The organism is Microbacterium terricola, from assembly GCF_027943945.1.
Lineage (GTDB): Bacteria > Actinomycetota > Actinomycetes > Actinomycetales > Microbacteriaceae > Microbacterium > Microbacterium terricola.
On the sequence record NZ_AP027141.1, the window covers coordinates 1 to 18,116 of the forward strand.

Annotated in this window: 18 protein-coding genes and 2 tRNA genes; 16 read left to right on the top strand and 4 right to left on the bottom strand. The window is 68.0% G+C overall.

The window, feature by feature from the left end; all coding sequences use genetic code 11:
• Positions 1–100 precede the first annotated feature (100 nt).
• The 11 genes from dnaA (at position 101) to Microterr_RS00055 (ending at position 11,846) form a co-directional block, all read left to right on the top strand.
• Complete coding sequence (gene dnaA, locus Microterr_RS00005) at positions 101–1,537, top strand: chromosomal replication initiator protein DnaA (protein ID WP_263796895.1); 1,437 nt, start codon at positions 101–103, stop codon at positions 1,535–1,537.
• A gap of 420 nt (positions 1,538–1,957) precedes the next feature.
• On the top strand, positions 1,958–3,109 hold the full coding sequence (dnaN, locus tag Microterr_RS00010; protein ID WP_263796892.1) for a DNA polymerase III subunit beta: 1,152 nt from the start codon (positions 1,958–1,960) through the stop codon (positions 3,107–3,109).
• Between the two features lie 39 nt (positions 3,110–3,148).
• Positions 3,149–4,309, top strand: a complete 1,161-nt coding sequence (gene recF, locus Microterr_RS00015) for a DNA replication/repair protein RecF (RefSeq protein ID WP_263796890.1) — start codon at positions 3,149–3,151, stop codon at positions 4,307–4,309.
• The gene (locus Microterr_RS00020; protein ID WP_263796888.1) at positions 4,302–4,829 is read left to right on the top strand and encodes a DciA family protein; all 528 of its coding nucleotides are present in this window, start codon (positions 4,302–4,304) and stop codon (positions 4,827–4,829) included. The genes recF and Microterr_RS00020 overlap by 8 nt, the downstream gene beginning before the upstream one ends.
• Positions 4,830–4,954: 125 nt before the next feature.
• Positions 4,955–6,991, top strand: a complete 2,037-nt coding sequence (gene gyrB / locus Microterr_RS00025) for a DNA topoisomerase (ATP-hydrolyzing) subunit B (protein WP_263796887.1) — start codon at positions 4,955–4,957, stop codon at positions 6,989–6,991.
• Between the two features lie 58 nt (positions 6,992–7,049).
• On the top strand, positions 7,050–9,620 hold the full coding sequence (gyrA, locus tag Microterr_RS00030) for a DNA gyrase subunit A (RefSeq protein ID WP_263796886.1): 2,571 nt from the start codon (positions 7,050–7,052) through the stop codon (positions 9,618–9,620).
• On the top strand, positions 9,617–10,018 hold the full coding sequence (locus Microterr_RS00035; protein ID WP_263796884.1) for a DUF3566 domain-containing protein: 402 nt from the start codon (positions 9,617–9,619) through the stop codon (positions 10,016–10,018). The genes gyrA and Microterr_RS00035 overlap by 4 nt, the downstream gene beginning before the upstream one ends.
• Before the next feature lie 98 nt (positions 10,019–10,116).
• Positions 10,117–10,190: transfer RNA gene (locus Microterr_RS00040), tRNA-Ile, on the top strand.
• Positions 10,191–10,206: 16 nt separating this feature from the next.
• Positions 10,207–10,279: transfer RNA gene (locus Microterr_RS00045), tRNA-Ala, on the top strand.
• A gap of 232 nt (positions 10,280–10,511) precedes the next feature.
• The gene (locus Microterr_RS00050) at positions 10,512–11,246 is read left to right on the top strand and encodes a Pr6Pr family membrane protein (RefSeq protein ID WP_263796883.1); all 735 of its coding nucleotides are present in this window, start codon (positions 10,512–10,514) and stop codon (positions 11,244–11,246) included.
• A 174-nt stretch (positions 11,247–11,420) separates the two neighbouring features.
• Positions 11,421–11,846, top strand: a complete 426-nt coding sequence (locus tag Microterr_RS00055; protein ID WP_263796882.1) for an NUDIX hydrolase — start codon at positions 11,421–11,423, stop codon at positions 11,844–11,846.
• 4 nt (positions 11,847–11,850) lie between these two features.
• Here the strand turns inward: Microterr_RS00055 and Microterr_RS00060 are convergent, their stop codons facing one another.
• A complete protein-coding gene (locus Microterr_RS00060) occupies positions 11,851–12,339 on the bottom strand; it encodes an aminoacyl-tRNA deacylase (RefSeq protein ID WP_263796881.1) in 489 nt (162 codons plus the stop codon).
• Positions 12,340–12,352: 13 nt separating this feature from the next.
• A complete protein-coding gene (locus Microterr_RS00065) occupies positions 12,353–12,934 on the bottom strand; it encodes a DNA helicase (protein ID WP_263796878.1) in 582 nt (193 codons plus the stop codon).
• A gap of 99 nt (positions 12,935–13,033) precedes the next feature.
• Here Microterr_RS00065 and Microterr_RS00070 point away from each other — a divergent pair, with 99 nt between their 5' ends.
• Both Microterr_RS00070 and Microterr_RS00075 read left to right on the top strand, forming a co-directional pair.
• Positions 13,034–13,591 carry a peptidylprolyl isomerase gene (locus Microterr_RS00070; RefSeq protein ID WP_263796876.1) on the top strand — a complete coding sequence of 186 codons (558 nt, stop codon included), beginning with the start codon at positions 13,034–13,036 and terminating at the stop codon, positions 13,589–13,591.
• Between the two features lie 14 nt (positions 13,592–13,605).
• Positions 13,606–14,475, top strand: a complete 870-nt coding sequence (locus Microterr_RS00075; RefSeq protein WP_263796875.1) for a rhomboid family intramembrane serine protease — start codon at positions 13,606–13,608, stop codon at positions 14,473–14,475.
• A 50-nt stretch (positions 14,476–14,525) separates the two neighbouring features.
• Here Microterr_RS00075 and Microterr_RS00080 read toward each other — a convergent pair whose 3' ends face one another.
• The gene (locus tag Microterr_RS00080; RefSeq protein ID WP_263796873.1) at positions 14,526–14,765 is read right to left on the bottom strand and encodes a cell division protein CrgA; all 240 of its coding nucleotides are present in this window, start codon (positions 14,763–14,765) and stop codon (positions 14,526–14,528) included.
• Positions 14,766–14,819: 54 nt separating this feature from the next.
• Between Microterr_RS00080 and Microterr_RS00085 the strand changes: the two genes are divergently transcribed.
• Genes Microterr_RS00085 through Microterr_RS00095 form a run of 3 tightly spaced genes read left to right on the top strand, consistent with a single transcriptional unit; the run spans position 14,820 to position 16,371 of the window.
• Entirely contained in the window at positions 14,820–15,587 is a 768-nt protein-coding gene (locus Microterr_RS00085; protein WP_263796871.1) for a class E sortase, read from the top strand.
• Positions 15,587–15,742, top strand: a complete 156-nt coding sequence (locus tag Microterr_RS00090) for a hypothetical protein (RefSeq protein WP_263796869.1) — start codon at positions 15,587–15,589, stop codon at positions 15,740–15,742. Before Microterr_RS00085 ends, Microterr_RS00090 begins: the two co-directional genes overlap by 1 nt.
• Positions 15,739–16,371, top strand: a complete 633-nt coding sequence (locus Microterr_RS00095) for a glutamine amidotransferase-related protein (protein ID WP_263796867.1) — start codon at positions 15,739–15,741, stop codon at positions 16,369–16,371. The genes Microterr_RS00090 and Microterr_RS00095 overlap by 4 nt, the downstream gene beginning before the upstream one ends.
• Positions 16,372–16,374: 3 nt before the next feature.
• Here Microterr_RS00095 and pknB read toward each other — a convergent pair whose 3' ends face one another.
• Positions 16,375–18,075 carry a Stk1 family PASTA domain-containing Ser/Thr kinase gene (gene pknB / locus Microterr_RS00100; RefSeq protein ID WP_263796865.1) on the bottom strand — a complete coding sequence of 567 codons (1,701 nt, stop codon included), beginning with the start codon at positions 18,073–18,075 and terminating at the stop codon, positions 16,375–16,377.
• Positions 18,076–18,116: the final 41 nt, after the last annotated feature.

Genomic DNA, 18,116 nt, shown 5'->3' on the forward strand with positions numbered 1-18,116 from the left:
GGTGGCGTCCGCGAACTAGCGTGGCTCCGGCAGTTATCCACAGGCTGCGCGTGACCGTTCCGTCGGCCTGCGGCGCATCCTTGTTCGTCCCGGAGGGACCATGTCACAGCAGGAACTCCCCGACGTCCCGGTCTGGACGGCGGTGCTCCGCGAGCTCTCCGTGGATGAGCGCGTGACGCCGCAGCTGCAGGGGTTCCTGAGTCTGGCCGTCCCGCAGGGCGTCATGGGCGGCACCCTCTATCTGGACGTGCCCAACGACCTGACCGCCGCTCAGATCAACAAGCGGATGCGCACGCCCATCCTCGAGGCACTGTCCCGCGTCGAGCCCACACTCGAGCACGATTCGGCGACGAGCTTCCGGGTCGTCGTCAATCCCGAACTGGCCGATGTCCATCTGACGGCGCCGATCCCCGTGCAGTCGCCGATCGAGACGTCGAACCCTGCGCCGCAGACCCGTTCGCCGCTCGAGGAGACGCCGGACCCCGCGCCGGCCGCCTCGCGCAACGACACCCGGCTGAACCCCAAGTACACCTTCGACAACTTCGTCATCGGGCAGTCCAACCGGTTCGCGCACGCGGCAGCGGTCGCCGTCGCCGAAGCGCCGGCGAAGGCGTACAACCCGCTCTTCATCTACGGCGACTCGGGCCTCGGCAAGACACACCTGCTGCACGCCATCGGCGACTACGCGATGAGCCTCTACTCCGGCATCCGCGTCCGCTACGTCTCGAGTGAGGAGTTCACGAACGACTTCATCAACTCGATCGCCAACAACCGCGGCTCGGCGTTCCAGGCCCGCTACCGCGATGTCGACATCCTCCTGATCGACGACATCCAGTTCCTGCAGGGTCGCGCCGAGACCCAAGAGGCCTTCTTCCACACGTTCAACACCCTGCACGATCACGACAAGCAGGTCGTCATCACCAGCGACGTGCCCCCGAAGCACCTCACCGGGTTCGAAGACCGCATGCGCAGCCGGTTCGAGTGGGGCCTGATCACCGACGTGCAGGCGCCCGACCTCGAGACCCGCATCGCCATCCTCCGCAAGAAGGCGCAGTCCGAGCGGCTGCACATCCCCGACGAGGTGCTCGAATACATCGCGACAGTCGTCTCGTCGAACATCCGCGAGCTGGAGGGCGCGCTCATCCGCGTCTCGGCTTTCGCGAGCCTCAACCGCTCCGAGCTCGACATGTCGCTCGCCCAGACGGTCCTGCGCGACATCGTCGACCAGGACGACGCGAACATCATCTCGCCGACCGACATCATCACGGCGACCGCGCAGTACTTCAAGCTCTCGGTCGACGACCTGTACGGCTCGAGCCGTTCGCAGGCGGTCGCCACGGCACGCCAGATCGCCATGTACCTGTGCCGCGAGCGCACCAGCCTGTCGCTGCCCAAGATCGGGCAGCTCTTCGGCAACCGCGACCACACCACGGTGATGTACGCGTACAAGAAGATCAGCGACCTCATGAAGGAGCGTCGCTCGATCTACAACCAGGTCTCCGAGATCACGACTCAGCTCGGCCGCAGCGCCCGCTGACCCCGCCGGACGCCGCTCCGGAGAAATCGGGCGGAACAGTCCTTGACAGAGGTCTGCCCCCGGCCTCATGATTCGCGTTCTTCACAGTGTGGAAAACCTGTGGATAACTTTCGGATGCTGCCGAAACCTGTGAGGGATCGAGCTCTTCCTGTGGATGGGCTGTGGTGGACGGCGAATGACATGGATGGGGTTCACAGCATCCATCCGCAGGCGGTCCACATCTCACACCGTTGTAGTTTCGGTGTCCCGATTGGGATCGGCCGACTTATCCACAGTTTCCACAGCTGTTAACAAGATGACAGATATCCCTTTGATGAAGAACAAGTCCGATCACCTCTACGGCGAAGCAGGGGGTCTTGGGGGCCGCAGGCAATGGGGCACTAGCATGGGAGACCCCGGCCCGATGTCAAGGGAGCGTCCGTGAAGTTCCAGGTCAACCGCGATGTGTTCAGCGAGGCTGTGTCGTTCGTCGTCAAGCTTCTGCCGCAGCGCAATCCGCAGCCGATCCTCGCCGGCGTGCTGATCGAGGCTTCCGACGCAGGTCTGTCCCTCTCGGCCTTCGACTACGAGGCATCCGCCCGCACGACGATCGATGCGACCGTCGACGAGCCCGGCACGATCCTCGTGCACGGCCGACTGCTCTCCGAGATCGCCAGCCGTCTGCCGAACGCCCCGATCCAGATCGAGGTCGACGAAGACGGCGGCGTGCTGCTCACCTGCGGCTCCGCCCGCTTCACGCTCGCGTCGATGCCCGTGCAGGAGTACCCCGCGATCCCCGAGGTCAGCGGCCAGTCCGGGCTCGTCCCTGCCGAGGACTTCGCCACCGCGATCGCCCAGGTCGCATTCGCCGCGTCCCGCGATGACGTCACTCCTGTCCTGACCGGCGTGCAGCTCGAGGTCACCGGCACCACGCTGAGCCTCGTCGCCACCGACCGCTACCGCGTCGCGCTCCGCGAGATCCCCTGGGACGGCGGCTCGGCAGCAACCGAGGAGACGCTCACGGCACTCGTTCCGGCGCGCACCCTCACCGAGGTCGGGAAGACGTTCGCACACTCGGGTGACATCTCGATCGCGTTCTCCGGATCGGGCGACCGCGAGATCATCGCGTTCACGGCCGGCAACAAGACCGTGACCTCGCTGCTCATCAAGGGCAACTTCCCGCCCGTCCGCCGCCTGTTCCCCGAGCAGACCGAGCACCACGCCGTGGTCAACACCGCGGATCTGGTCGAGGCCGTCCGTCGTGTCTCGCTCGTGCTCGACCGTTCGGCGCCGCTGCGCTTCACGTTCGGCACGGACAGCGTCTCGATGGACGCATCTGGCACCGAGCAGGCCCGCGCCTCGGAGACGGTGGACGCCCACCTCACCGGTGAGGACGTCACGCTCGGCCTGAACCCGCAGTACCTGACCGAGTCGCTGAGCGCCGTGCGCAGCGAGTTCGTGCGCATCACGTTCACCTCGACGGACAACGCGAACAAGCTCAGTCCCGTGCTGGTCACCCCGCAGACCTCGGTCGACAAGGCGGGCGCGGAGTCGTTCAAGTACCTGCTGCAGCCGAACCTCCTGCTGAGGTGACCTCGGTCCGAGGTCGGCGCCTCGGATTAGGCTGACTCGGTGATCGTCGAGCAGCTGAGCCTTGTGGACTTCCGCAATTACGCGGTCGCCGACGTCACGCTCGGCCCCGGCCCGAATCTCTTCGTCGGACGCAACGGCCAGGGCAAGACCAATCTCGCCGAGGCCATCGCGTTCTTCGCCACTCTCGGCTCGCACCGCGTCTCCGCCGATGCACCCATGGTCCGCGACGGTGCCGACGCCGCCATCGTGCGCGCGAGACTCGCGCACGGTGAGCGCCGGGTCCTGCTCGAGGCGCAGGTCAACCGGCAGGGCTCCAACAAGGCTCGCGTGAACGGATCCCCGGTCAAGACCGCCGAACTGCCGCGCTACGCGCAGGTCGTGCTGTTCGCGCCGGAAGACCTGCAGATCGTCCGCGGCGATCCGTCCGCGCGCCGGCGCTTCGCCGACCAGTTGCTCATCCAGCGCGCACCGCGCATGTCGGGCGTCCTCGCCGACTACGACCGGGTCCTCAAGCAGCGCACCGCACTGCTCAAGTCGGCCCGAGCCCGCGGGGTGCGCGGCGATGCGCTGTCGACGCTCGACGTGTGGGACGACAAGCTCGTCGATCTCGGCACCCAGGTCATCCGTGCCCGGCTGGCCCTCGCCGACGACCTGGCCGCCGCGCTCGCCGCCGCCTACTCCGCGATCGCCGGGGCCGACCATGCTCCGGAGGCCGAGTGGGTGCTCACCGTGGGCGGCGTCGACGCGGAAGATGACGACGAGACCCTCACGACCCGGGATGCCGCGGCCGCCGACATCGCCTCGCTCTTCCGTGTGGCTCTCGCCGACAAGCGCACCGCCGAGCTCGATCGCGGCATCACGCTCGTCGGGCCGCACCGCGACGACCTCCGGCTCCGCGTGCGCGGCCTGCCGGTCAAGGGCTACGCGTCGCACGGCGAATCGTGGTCGGTGGCGCTCGCGCTCCGGCTCGCATCGGCTCAGCTGCTGCGCGCGGAGTCGCAGCTCGGGGATCCCGTGCTGATCCTCGACGATGTGTTCGCCGAGCTCGACGCCGATCGTCGCGCCCGGCTGGCCGGACTCGTGGGCGACTTCGAGCAGGTGATCGTCACGGCAGCCGTCGAAGCCGACGTCCCCGGCGATCTCCGCGCCCGTGTCGTGCGGGTCGAGGCCGGCCGGATCCAGGAGCCCGGCGATGAGTGACCCCGGTCAGCCGCAGGAGCCGGCTGCATCCGAACCTGCCGAGGTGATTCCCGAGACGGTCGCGACCTACCTCCGCCTGCGCGGCCTCGAACCCAGCGCCCGCGCCTACCGGAAGAAGAAGCGGCGGCGGACGGCAGACGACGAGAACGCACCGTTCACAGCGGGTCGAGACCCGCGCGGGCTGGGTGACGTGCTCGCGGTGGTCACGCGCGAGGCCGGGTGGGAGCCCGCGCTCGCGCGCGAGGATGTCGTGCGCACCTGGAGCGAGGTCGCCGGCGCCGACACCGCCAAGCACACCCGGCCGGTGGCCTTCACCGACGGAACGCTCACGGTCCAGGCGGACTCGACCGCGTGGGCGAAGCAGCTCCAGATCATGCGGTCGCAGATCCTCTCCGAGATCATCCGCCGGTACCCCGAGGCGGGCGTCGAGAGCATCCGTTTCATCGGCCCGGACGTCCCCTCGTGGAAATGGGGCCCCAGAACGATTCCAGGCCGCGGTCCGCGCGATACCTACGGCTGAGACACGTCCTGGATTATCCGGTCGGATTTCATCGCGCCACAGGGCCGCAGAACGGTCGGAGCGAGGGCGGTCCTTGATAGACTGGATCGACCCCTGGGCCGAACGATGTGGAGCGCTGGAAACCTATGACGTCTGTGAACTCCGAAAGCGTTCCTGAAGACACCGATCCGACGACCGTCAAGGCCTCAGGCAACGACTACGGCGCAGACGCGATCCAGGTGCTCGAAGGCCTCGAGGCCGTGCGCAAGCGGCCGGGCATGTACATCGGCTCGACCGGCCCGCGCGGTCTGCACCACCTCGTATACGAGATCGTCGACAACTCCGTCGACGAGGCGCTGGCCGGCTACTGCGACACGATCGGTGTGACGATCCTCCCCGACGGCGCTGTCCGCGTCGTCGACAACGGCCGCGGCATCCCGGTCGACATGCACAAGACCGAGGGCAAGTCCACGGTCGAGGTCGTGCTCACGGTGCTGCACGCCGGCGGCAAGTTCGGCGGCGGCGGATACGCCGTGTCGGGCGGTCTGCACGGCGTCGGCTCGTCGGTCGTGAACGCGTTGTCGACCCGCCTCGAGGTCGAGGTCAAGCGCCAGGAACACGCGTGGCGCCAGTCGTACCGTGACGGCGGCGTGCCGCAGGCGCCGCTCGAGCGTGGCGAGGAGACCGACGAGACCGGCACCACGATCACGTTCTGGCCCGACGACAGCATCTTCGAGACCGTCGAGTTCGACTACGACACCCTTCGCACCCGCTTCCAGCAGATGGCGTTCCTGAACAAGGGGCTGCGGATCGACCTGGTCGACGATCGCCCGGACTCGGCCTACGAGCTCGACGTCGAGGGCGAGCCCGTGCTGCAGCAGCCGCACGACAGCTTCCTCTACGAGCGCGGCCTCGTCGACTACGTCGAGTACCTCAACCGGGTGCGCAAGGCCGAGCACGTCAACGACGAGATCATCGACTTCGAGTCGGAGGACACCGACCGCAAGATCTCGCTCGAGGTCGCGATGCAGTGGACCACCGGCTACACCGAGAACGTCTTCACGTACGCGAACACGATCAACACCCACGAGGGCGGTACGCACGAAGAGGGCTTCCGGGCCGCGCTGACCGCGCTGGTGAACAAGTACGCCCGTGCGAACAACCTGCTCAAGGAGAAGGACGACAACCTCTCCGGCGACGACGTGCGCGAAGGTCTCACCGCGGTCATCTCAGTGAAGCTCTCCGAGCCGCAGTTCGAGGGCCAGACCAAGACGAAGCTGGGCAACACGGAGGCGAAGGCCTTCGTGCAGCGCGTCGTCGGCGAACGCCTCGGCGACTGGTTCGACCGCAACCCGGCGCAGGCGAAGAACATCGTGCGCAAGTCGATCGACGCGGCCACCGCGCGGATGGCCGCGCGCAAGGCGCGAGAGACCGCTCGACGCAAGAGCGTGTTCGAGTCGGCGTCCATGCCCGAGAAGCTCAAGGACTGCACCAGCAAGGACCCCTCGATCAGCGAGATCTTCCTGGTGGAGGGCGACTCGGCCGGCGGTTCGGCCGTGAGCGGCCGCGACCCCGAGCGTCAGGCGATCCTGTCGCTGCGCGGCAAGATCCTCAACGTCGAGAAGGCGCGCATCGACCGCGCGCTGGGCAACGCCGAGATCCAGGCGATGATCCAGGCCTTCGGCGCAGGCATCGGCGAGGACTTCAACGTCGACAAGGCGAGGTACCACAAGATCGTCCTGATGGCCGATGCCGACGTCGACGGCCAGCACATCACGACCCTGCTGCTCACCCTGCTGTTCCGCTACATGCGCGGCCTCATCGAGGCGGGCTACGTCTACCTCGCGCAGCCGCCGCTGTACCGCCTGAAGTGGTCGAACTCCGAGCACGAGTACGTCTACAGCGACCGCGAGCGTGACGGGCTGCTCGCCGCCGGTCTCGCCGCCGGCAAGCGCATCCCGAAGGACAACGGCGTGCAGCGCTACAAGGGCCTCGGCGAGATGAACGCCAAGGAGCTGTGGGAGACCACGATGGACCCGCAGACCCGCACCCTCCGCCAGGTGACCATCGACGACGCGGCGGCGGCCGATGAGATCTTCTCGGTGCTCATGGGAGAAGACGTCGAAGCGCGGCGCGGGTTCATCCAGCGCAACGCCAAGGACGTCCGCTTCCTCGACATCTGACCCTTCGACGACGCTCGGGGACAGCATCCCCTCCAGCCAGAACGACTGAGACGAACACATGACTGACCAAGAACGCCCCACCGCCACGCCGGGGTACGAGCACGGCAACATCGACCAGGTCGACCTGCAGCTCGAGATGCAGCGCAGCTACCTCGACTACGCCATGAGCGTGATCGTCGGGCGCGCCCTGCCCGACGTGCGCGACGGCCTCAAGCCGGTGCACCGCCGCGTCATCTACGGCATGTACGACGGCGGCTACCGTCCCGACAAGGCGTACTCGAAGTGCGCCCGCGTCGTCGGCGAGGTCATGGGTCAGTACCACCCGCACGGTGACAGCGCGATCTACGACGCCCTCGTCCGCCTCGTGCAGCCGTGGTCGCTGCGCTACCCGCTGGCCGACGGCCAGGGCAACTTCGGCTCACCGGGAAACATGGGCGCCGCCGCACCCCGGTACACCGAGACGAAGATGGCGCAGCTGGCGCTCGAGATGGTCCGCGACATCGACGAGGAGACCGTCGACTTCGAGGACAACTACGACGGTCGCACCCAGGAGCCCTCGGTCCTGCCCGCGCGGTTCCCGAACCTGCTGGTGAACGGCTCGGTCGGCATCGCGGTCGGCATGGCCACCAACATCCCGCCGCACAACCTGCGCGAGGTCGCCGACGGCGCCCTCTGGGCGCTCGAGCACCCCGAGGCCACCCGCGAAGAGCTGCTCGAGGCGCTCATGGAGCGCATCCCCGGGCCCGACTTCCCGACCGGCGCGCAGATCCTCGGCACCCGCGGCATCCGCGACGCCCAGCGCACCGGGCGTGGCTCGATCACGATGCGCGCGATCGTCAGCGTCGAAGAGATCCAGAACCGCACCTGCCTGGTCGTCACCGAGCTGCCGTACCAGGTGAACCCCGACAACGTCGCGGCGAAGATCCGCGACCTCGCCCGCGACGGCAAGCTCACCGGCATCGCCGACATCCGCGACGAGACCAGCGATCGCACCGGCCAGCGCCTCGTCATCGTCCTGAAGCGGGATGCTGTCGCGAAGGTCGTGCTGAACAACCTGTACAAGCACACCCAGCTGCAGGAGAACTTCGGCGCGAACATGCTCGCGATCGTCGACGGCGTGCCCCGCACTCTCGCGCTCGACGGCTTCATCTCGCACTGGGTCGAGCACCAGGTCGAGGTCATCGTCCGGCGCACCCGCTACCGCCTGCGCAAGGCGGAGGAGCGGATGCACATCCTGCGCGCCTACCTCAAGGCGCTCGACGCGCTCGACGAGGTCATCGCGCTGATCCGCCGCTCGCCGACGGTCGACGAAGCCCGCGAAGGCCTGAAGGCCCTCCTCGACATCGACAACGACCAGGCTGACGCCATCCTGTCGATGCAGCTGCGCCGTCTGGCCGCCCTCGAGCGCCAGAAGATCCTCGACGAGGCCACCGAGCTCGAGACCCAGATCGCCGACTTCCAGGCGATCCTGGCCGACCCGACCCGTCAGCGCTCGATCATCCGCGATGAGCTCACCGGCATCGTGGACAAGTTCGGCGACGAGCGACGCACCCACATCCTGCATGGGTTCGACGGCGACATGTCGATCGAGGACCTCATCCCGGAGGAGGAGGTCGTGGTCACGGTCACCCGTGGCGGCTACATCAAGCGCACTCGCAGCGACAACTACCGCTCGCAGCACCGCGGCGGCAAGGGCGTCAAGGGCGCGCAGCTGCGCGCCGACGACGTGGTCGAGCACTTCTTCGTCACGACGACGCACCACTGGCTGCTGTTCTTCACCACGAAGGGCCGCGTCTACCGCTCGAAGGGCTACGAAGTGCCCGAGGCCGGGCGCGACGCCAAGGGTCAGCACGTCGCGAACCTCCTCGCGCTGCAGCCGGACGAGGAGATCGCCCAGGTCCTCGCGATCCGCACGTACACCGACGCGACCTACCTGGTCCTGGCCACCCGCAACGGCCTGGTCAAGAAGACGCGCCTGACCGAGTACGACTCGAACCGCCAGGGCGGCATCATCGCCATCAAGCTGCGTGGTGAAGAGGACGACAACGACGAACTCGTCAGCGCGCTGCTCGTCGACGAGGGCGACGACATCCTCCTGATCAGCCGGAAGGGCATGTCACTGCGGTTCTCCGCGACCGACGAGGCGCTGCGTCCGATGGGCCGCTCGACCGGCGGCGTGAAGGGCATGTCGTTCCGCGCCGACGACAGCCTGCTCTCGGCATCGGTCGCGACGGGCGACGGATTCGTGTTCGTGGTCACCGACGGCGGGTACGCGAAGCGCACCTCGGTCGGCGAATACCGGGTGCAGGGCCGCGGCGGCCTCGGCATCAAGGTGGCGAAGCTGAACGACGATCGCGGCGTCCTCGCGGGCGGTCTGATCGCCGCGGAGGACGACGAGGTCCTGGTGGTTCTTGCCAGCGGCAAGGTGGTACGCTCTGCCGTGGCCGAGGTCCCCGCCAAGGGTCGCGACACCATGGGTGTCGTGTTCGCCCGCCCCGACGGCGAAGATCGCATCATCGCCATCGCGCGCAACGTCGAGCGAGGACTGGCCCAGACGGCCGACGAGGCCGCAGCGCCCGCAGAGGTCGAAGCCCCCTCCGAGACCCCCGAAGAGAGTACTGACGCATGAGCACCGTAGCCGACAAGCTCGCCAAGAAGTCCAGCCACAAGACCACCGCCAAGCAGGTCCGCCTGCGCCTGGTCTACATCGACTTCTGGTCGGCCGTGAAGCTGTCGTTCCTGGCCGCTATCGCCCAGGCGGTCGTGACCGTGGTGACGTTCTTCCTGGTCTACATGCTCGTGCAGACGACGGGCCTCATCGGCAAGGTCGACGAGTTCTTCCAGAGCTTCACCGACGGCGGCTCGATCACCGCGTTCATCGGGCTGCCTCAGGTCATGGCGTTCGCAGCGGTCGTGGCGATCCTCAACCTGGTCGTCATCACGGTGCTGGGTGCGGTCGTCGCCGGCATCTACAACCTCGCGGTCAAGATCACCGGCGGCCTGCTGGTCGGCTTCACCTCGAACTGACCGTCGTCCAAGACTCCTCGGGCACGCTCTCGATTCGCGAGAACGTCGCCCGTCAGGTAAAGTCTTGGAGGTTGACGGCGTACACCGCCGTCACGGACGGGGCTATAGCTCAGGCGGTTAGAGCGCTTCACTGATAATGAAGAGGTCCCAGGTTCAAGTCCTGGTAGCCCCACACAGAAATTCCCTCAGGGGCCTTAGCTCAGTTGGTAGAGCGCCTGCTTTGCAAGCAGGATGTCAGGAGTTCGAATCTCCTAGGCTCCACATCTGAAGAGTCGGCCCTCGGGCCGGCTCTTCTTGCTTTCCCGGAGCCGATATCGGCGGTTTGTTGATTGCGTCCCCCAATCGGTGGACAGACTGTAGATCGCCGACAAATATCCGCTCCCATCAGCATCTTCGACTGATTCGCAGAGAACAGCATCTCGGCGCGCGATGTACGTGCAGGACTACACCTGCCTCACACACATCGAACACCGTTGTTCGTCTGGAGGATGTCATGCAATGGTCATGGTGGAGACTCGCGGCCGCGGCCGTGGGATTGTCCGGTGTCGCGGCGGGCTACATCGTCAACGTCGATCGAGCCACGCGTCAGGGGCAGGACCTCTCGGTCGTGCTCGCCAACTACTTCAGCCTGTTCACGATCGTCTCGACGCTCCTGAGCGTCGTGGCGCTCACTGCGGCGGCCGTCTGGTCACGGCTGCATCCCTGGTCCGACCGGGAGCCGCTCGCGATCGCGCTGGGGATGGCGATCGTCACCGCACCGGTCCTGCTTCTGGGCGTGGTCTACAACGTGCTGCTGCGCGGTGTGCCGTCCGCCGTGGCACTGGGCGACTCGGCGGGCATCGCCATGCTGGACACGTATGCGATCGAAGTGCTGCACGTCGTGCTCCCGCTGTACTTCCTCGCGGACCTGCTCTTCGCGAGCCGGCGTCGCGCGCTGCCGTGGTGGAGCCTCGCCGTGCTCGTCGGCTATCCGCTCCTCTGGGTGACCTACACGATGGTCCGCGGTGAGCTCGTGGCCGATCCGTCCGGCGCGACGGCGTGGTGGTACCCCTACCCGTTCCTCGACCCCCACGGACCGGGCGGATGGGGATCCGCCCTGATGTACATCGGCGGGATCTTCGCCGCTTTCGTCGGGATCGGGGCCGGGATCATCGCGATCGGCCGCCATCGAGTGCGCCGTGCCTCGCGGCGCGGCGTCCCCGCATCAGCCGGGCTGCTGTCCGTCTGACACTCCATCCAGAACAGGTGTTCTGGCGAGCACAGGAGAAATGCAGCATCCCCTCTCCTGCCTCCGCCGGAACACCTGTTCTGGCGCGCGGCGGACGACGGTCGGATGCTGCGGCCGTCGGCGTTCCCGCGGAGATCGACGCTTCCGTCGGTCGTGGTCGATAGAGTCGCACGCATGGACCTGCGCGTCGCGGCATACGCGGTCATCGTCGACGATGAGCGGAACATCCTGCTCGCCCACTGGAACGAGGGACGCCGGGCGGCATGGACGCTCCCCGGCGGCGGTCTCGAACCGGGTGAGGACCCGGAGAACGCGACACGACGCGAGGTGCGGGAGGAGACCGGCTATCGCGTCGCACTCGGCGAGCTGCTCGGCATCCACTCCCGCGTGATCCCCGAGGGGCGACGGCTCACGCCCGGCGCAACGGGCCCCCTCCACACCCTGCGGATCGTCTATCGAGCGCGCGTCACGGGCGGGGCGCTCCGCAACGAGAAGGACGGCTCGACCGACCGGGCCGAGTGGTTCCCTCTGGCCGAAGTGCCGGAACTGCAGCGCGTGAAGCTCGTCGACATCGGGCTTGAGATGGCCGGGCTCGACTGAGACGTCAGTCGGCGGCCTGCGAGATGTCGGCCACCGTCGCGCCGTAAGCGGCGATCAGCGCGTCGGCGTCGACGAACAGGCTGTACCCGTGCGCACCGGCCCCCATGGCGATCCGTTCGCCCACGATGCGCTCGTCTGCGAACACGGGCCAGTCGGTGCTGCTGCCGATCGGCACGATCGTTCCTCGCTCGTATCCCGTCGCGGCGAGGGCGCGCTCCGGGTCGGGCAGCTGCAGCTTGTTCACCCCGACCACGGCGCGCAGCTTCGGCCAGGAGATCGCACGGTCGCCCGGGACCAGCGCGAACAGATACGTGTCGTCGCTGCGTTTGACCACGAGCGTCTTCACGATGCCCGCGGTCGGCAGGCCGAGCAGCGCGGCAGCCTCGACCAGGCTCCTCGCCGCGGGTCGCTCCCGGATCTCGACGTCCAGCCCGCGAGCGGATGCCGCGGCCCGGACACGTTCGAGCCCTTCAGCGGGCGGTGCGTCCGTCACCAGAGGATGAGGGTCACGCGTCGGGTGCGCGCAGCGGGTCGTCCGCGACCCAGAGCTCGTCGTCGGCACGCAGGGTCTGCCAGGCGGCGTACAGCACGCCGACCGCAGCGGCGATGCCGAGGATGATCGCGATGACTCCGCCGGGGCCGATGCTCTTCTTCTTCGGCGCCGTGCCGAGCTTCGCCGCGAGACGATTCGTGACGTCCTTGCCGTACTTGTCGGCGAGCTTGGCGTACGACGAGCCGTCGAGCGACGGCAGCCCGCGTCCGGAGGACAGGTGCGCGCGGGTGTCGTTCGCCGCGTCCCAGACGGACAGTGCGGAGCCGACCACGGCGCCGGTCGCCGGCACGACCCGGTCAGCGAGCACGTGACGAGAGAACTTGACGCTCTTGTCGACATACGGGGCCGCGTACTTCTCGTACGAGTGCTGCACCTGCGGCACGACCTGCTCGCGTCCGTAGTGTCCGAGCTGCCTGCTCGCTTCACGGGCGACGTCCGCGGCCTCGCCGACCAGAACCTGCTGCGACTCCCACAGCTTGTTCGCGTGCTGCTGCAGCTTGTGGAGTTCCTTCTGGCGCTTACGGCTGAGGCTCATGGGTGCCCTCCCTGTCGATGGGGACGTTGGAAACCCCATCTTGCCAGACGGCACCACGCACTCAAGGGGGGATCGACAGAACTCTGAGAGAATGAGAGCATGCCCCAGCACACTGCCGTTGCCACCATCCACACCAACCACGGCGACATCGTGGTCAACCTGTTCGGCGATCACGCCCCGCGCACGGTGCAGAACTTCGTCGGCCTGGCCGACGGTTCGCTGCCGTGGACCGACCCGAAGACCGGCAAGCCCGGCGAGGGCCCGCTGTACCAGGACGTCGTCTTCCACCGCATCATCCCCAACTTCATGATCCAGGGCGGCGACCCGCTCGGTCAGGGCGTCGGCGGCCCCGGCTACACCTTCAACGACGAGATCCACCCCGAGCTGCAGTTCGGCTCGCCCTACCTGCTCGCCATGGCGAACGCCGGTCTCCGCCGCAACGCGATCACCGGCAAGGCCGAGGGCACCAACGGATCGCAGTTCTTCATCACCACGGATCCGACGCCGTGGCTGAACGGCAAGCACACCATCTTCGGCGAGGTCGCCGACGACGCATCACGTGCGGTCGTCGACGCGATCAGCGCCGTGCCGACCGGCGCGGGCGACCGCCCGATCGAGCCCGTCGTGCTGCAGTCCATCGACGTCGTCGCGGTCTAGCAGCGCGTCCGTCCGTGTCCACCGACGCCTTCCGAAGCAACCGAGACAACTTCTGCTACCGGCATCCGGACCGGCCGAGCTTCGTGCTCTGCCAGCGGTGCCTGCGCACGATCTGTCCCGAATGCCAGACGCAGGCGGCGGTGGGCGTCATCTGCCCCGAGTGCATGGGTGAGCAGCGCAAGTCTGCGACCACCGCGCAGCGCAAGGCCGAGCGGCGGTGGTCGCGCCCCCGCGCGATCGCTGCCGACTCGCGCCCCGTGGTCACGTACGGGATCATCGGCCTGACGCTGCTGGTCTACCTGCTGCAACTGATCCCGGCACTCGGTGTCCAGAGCGCACTGGCGTTCAACAGCGCGTTCCTCTTCCCCGGATCCGTCGTGCCGTTCGAGCCGTGGCGTCTGCTCACCGTGCTGCTCGTGCACGGCAGCTTCATCCACGTCGCCCTCAACATGCTCGCGGTCTACATGATCGGGCAGAGCCTCGAACCGCTCCTCGGACACGGGCGCTACCTGGCGCTCTACCTGATCTCGGGCCTCGGCGGCTCGGTGGGCGTCGCGCTCATCGCGCCGGGCACGTGGGTCGTGGGCGCATCCGGCGCGGTGTTCGGGATGCTGGGCGCCCTGCTGGTGATCGGCAGGCACATCGGCGCCAACATCCGCGGCATCCTGATCGTCCTCGGCATCAACCTGGTGATCGGGTTCCTGCCCGGATTCAACGTCTCCTGGCAGGCGCACATCGGCGGCCTGCTGGCGGGCGCCCTGGTCGGACTGATCTACGCGCGCACTCGTGCGCTGCGCCAGCGGGGGCTGCAGATCGCGCTGCTGACGGCACTCACCATCGGGATGCTCGCGCTCCTGGTGATCCCGCCGCTGCTGTACGTCTGAGAGTTATCCACAGGTTCATCCACACATGGGGATGAATTACACCGGTGTGATTATCGCCAGCGGGTGGTCATCAGGAAGCCGACGAAGGCGATGCCGAAGCCGATGACGAGATTCCAGGCACCGATGCCGGGAATCGGGAACTGCGTGTTGCTCAAGTAGAAGACGAGCACCCATACGAGCCCCACGAGCATCAGCCCGATCATGATCGGCTTGAACCACACCGGGTTGGGTGCGGCCTCGCCTTCGGTGTGCTCGACGGTCGCGTCGTCATCTTTGCCGGGTCGTGCCATGCGGTCAGTCTAACTGCCAGCCGAGCCCCAGCATGCGCTGGCTAGACTCCCGATGTGACTGAGTCGACCGCGCTGCGCGCCCGCCGTCCGCGCCGACGGGTCTCGGTGCTCGGAGTCTTCGGCGAGCTCCTCATCACGGCCGGCGTCGTGGTGCTCCTCTACGTCGCGTGGCAGATGTGGATCGGCGACGCGATCTACGGTGCCGAGCGCAACGCGACCGGCCAGGCGCTGTCGCAGCAGTGGGCCCAGGAGTATGCGCCGCCCACGGCATCCCCCACTCCTGCTCCCGACGCCACCGAGCCGGCGGTCGTGGTCCCCGTGAAGATGGACCAGCCGGACGATGCCGAGCGCTTCGCCATCATGCGCATCCCCCGCTTCGGCAAGGACTACGCGGTCGAGATGGCCGGCGGCATCACCCGTGCGCGCACGCTCGACGCGATCGGCATCGGACACTACCCGGGCACCGACATGCCCGGCGACGTCGGCAACGTCGCCGTCGCCGCGCACCGCACCACCTGGGGCAAGCCGTTCAACCAGATCGCGGAGCTGCACGTCGGCGACGCCATCGTGATCGAGACAAAGGCGGGCTGGTACACCTACCGCTTCCGCACGCTCGAGTACGTCCGCCCAAATGAGGTCGACGTGCTCCTGCCCGTGCCCCAGCAGATGAACGTCGAGGCCACGGAGGGCTACCTCACCATGACCAGCTGCAGCCCGATGTACGCCATGACCGAGCGCATCGTCGGCTACAGCCTGTTCGAGTCGTTCACCCCGCGCTCCGATGGCAAGCCAGCTTCCCTCACGGAAGGGGTCACCACCTGATGTACGGCGCACTGTGGCGGATCCTCCCCGGGCCCTGGTGGGTGCGGCTGTTCATCCTGCTGATCCTCGCGGCGGCGGTCCTCTACGGGCTGTTCTTCTACGCGTTCCCGTGGATCAGCACGCTCGTCAATCCCCAAGAGGTCATCGTCCAGTGACACCGGCCGTCCTGGTCGTCGACAACCACGACAGCTTCGTGCACACGCTGATCGGCTATCTGCACGAGCTGGGCGCCGACACCGAAGTCGTCGAGGCCGACGCCGTCGACCCGGACGGCGCAGCATCCCTCATCGCCGGTCACCGCGGCGTGCTCGTCTCGCCCGGACCGGGCACCCCTGCCCGCGCAGGCGCGTCGATCGCTGTCGTCCGCGCCGCTGCGGCAGCCGGGATCCCGCTCCTCGGCGTGTGCCTGGGACACCAGGCGATCGGGGAGGCGTTCGGCGCCCGCGTCGACGAGGCCAGCGAGCTCATGCACGGCATGACGTCACTCGTGCACCACGACGGCGACGCCCTCTATGCCGGGCTGCCCGACCCGTTCACGGCGACGCGGTACCACTCGCTGGCCATCGTCCCCGACTCGCTGCCCGCCGAGCTGATCGTCACGAGCCGCACCGACACCGGCGTGATCATGGGCGTGCGGCACCGCACCGCCCCGATCACCGGCGTGCAGTTCCACCCGGAGAGCGTGCTCACCGAGGGCGGGCATCGTCTGCTCGGCAACTGGCTCGGCGAGATCGGATTCGCGGATGCTGCCGCTCGTGGTGCCCGGTTGCGCCCGCGGCGCTGAGGGCTAGGTACCCGTGCAGTAGGTGAGCTGGATCGTGGAGTGCACGGGCACGTCGCCCGGTGCCAGCGACTGCTGCGTCACGATGGCCGGCTCTGTCGCCGTGCACGAGTCGTCGGCGATGGGCTCGACGGTCAGGCCGATGTCGTCCGCCTCGAGCTCTCGCGTCGCCGCATCGAGGGTGTAGCCGCGCACGTCGTTGATCGTCACCTGGCCGGAGGCGACGACGAGGTTCACCACCGTGTCGGGCGGCACCTCGGTGCCGCCGGCCGGATCGGCCGAGATGACCGTGTCGGCGGCGAGCCCCGGATCGTTGCGCGCGGTGATGCTGCCGGGCGAGAGCCCTGCGTCGCGCAGCGCGGCGAGGGCGGCGTCGCGCTTCAGGCCCTCGAGCGTCGGGACCGTCGTGGTCTCGACGCCACGGGAGACGTAGACGATGACCTCCTGGCCCGGGCTGACTGTCGCCTCCGCGACCGGGTCGGTGCGGATCACGCTGTCGGCCGGCACGTCATCGCTGGCCTCGTCCTCGCGGAACGGCACCAGGTCCTGCTTCTCGAGCTCCTCCGCGGCGCGCTCGTACGTCATTCCGGAGACGTCCGGCACGACGCGGGCGCTGGAGGGGACCTCGTCGCGCGGCTGGATCGACAGCACCCACAGGAGCACGGCGATCAGGAGGACCGCGAGCACGGCCAAGCCGCCCCAGATCCACGCGACCGGCGGGCCGGCCTGCGTGCGGGTCATCGTCGTGTCGGTGCTCAGCTGCCTCAGCGACCGCGCCGTCTCGGCCGCCTGCCGCGGGTTGGGCCCATAGAGCTCGCTGGTCAGCGTGGAGAGCTTCCGCTTCGACGGAGACTTGCCGTCGACCGTGCGGTCGAGATCCTCGCGGAATGAGGCGGCGTCCTGGTAGCGCTGGAACGGGTCCTTCGCCATCGCGCGCAGCGCCACCGCGTCGAGCGAACGCGGCACGGAGGCGTTCACCTCGGACGGCGGCACGGGTGCCTCGCTGACGTGCTGGTAGGCGACAGCCACCGGTGTCTCGCCGCGGAACGGCGGCCGCCCGGCGAGCAGCTCGTAGAGCACGACGCCGGCCGAGTACAGGTCGGCGCGGGCATCCACCGGCTCGCCCTTGGCCTGCTCGGGCGAGAAGTACGCGGCCGTGCCGAGGATGGCGGTCGTCTCAGCGACCGTGGACGACGAGTCGGAGACCGCCCGGGCGATGCCGAAGTCCATCACCTTGACCTGCCCGGCCTCCGTGACCATGACGTTGCCCGGCTTGATGTCGCGGTGAACGACACCGGCGCGATGAGAGTACTCGAGCGCTTCCAGGATGCCGTCGACGTAGCGGGTCGCTTCGCCCACGGGCACGGGACCCGCGGCGATGATGTCCTTGAGCAGCCGACCGCGCACCAGCTCCATCACGATGAACGGCACCGGACGGACGACGCCGTCCTGGGTGGTCTCGCTGTCTTCGCCGGCGTCGTAGACGCGCACGATCGTGGGGTGCGACATGCGGGATGCCGCCTGCGCCTCGAGCCGGAAGCGGGTGCGGAACGTGCTGTCGGCCGAGAGCTCGCGGTCGAGGATCTTGATGGCGACGTCGCGTCCGAGGGTCAGGTCGAATCCGCGGAAGACGCTGGCCATGCCGCCTCGCCCGATCGGCTCGTCGACGCGATAGCGTCCCGCAAGCACGCGCGGCTCAGCTGTCACGATCACTCCCTGGGTGGAACGGCCTTCAGCCTAACCGACGC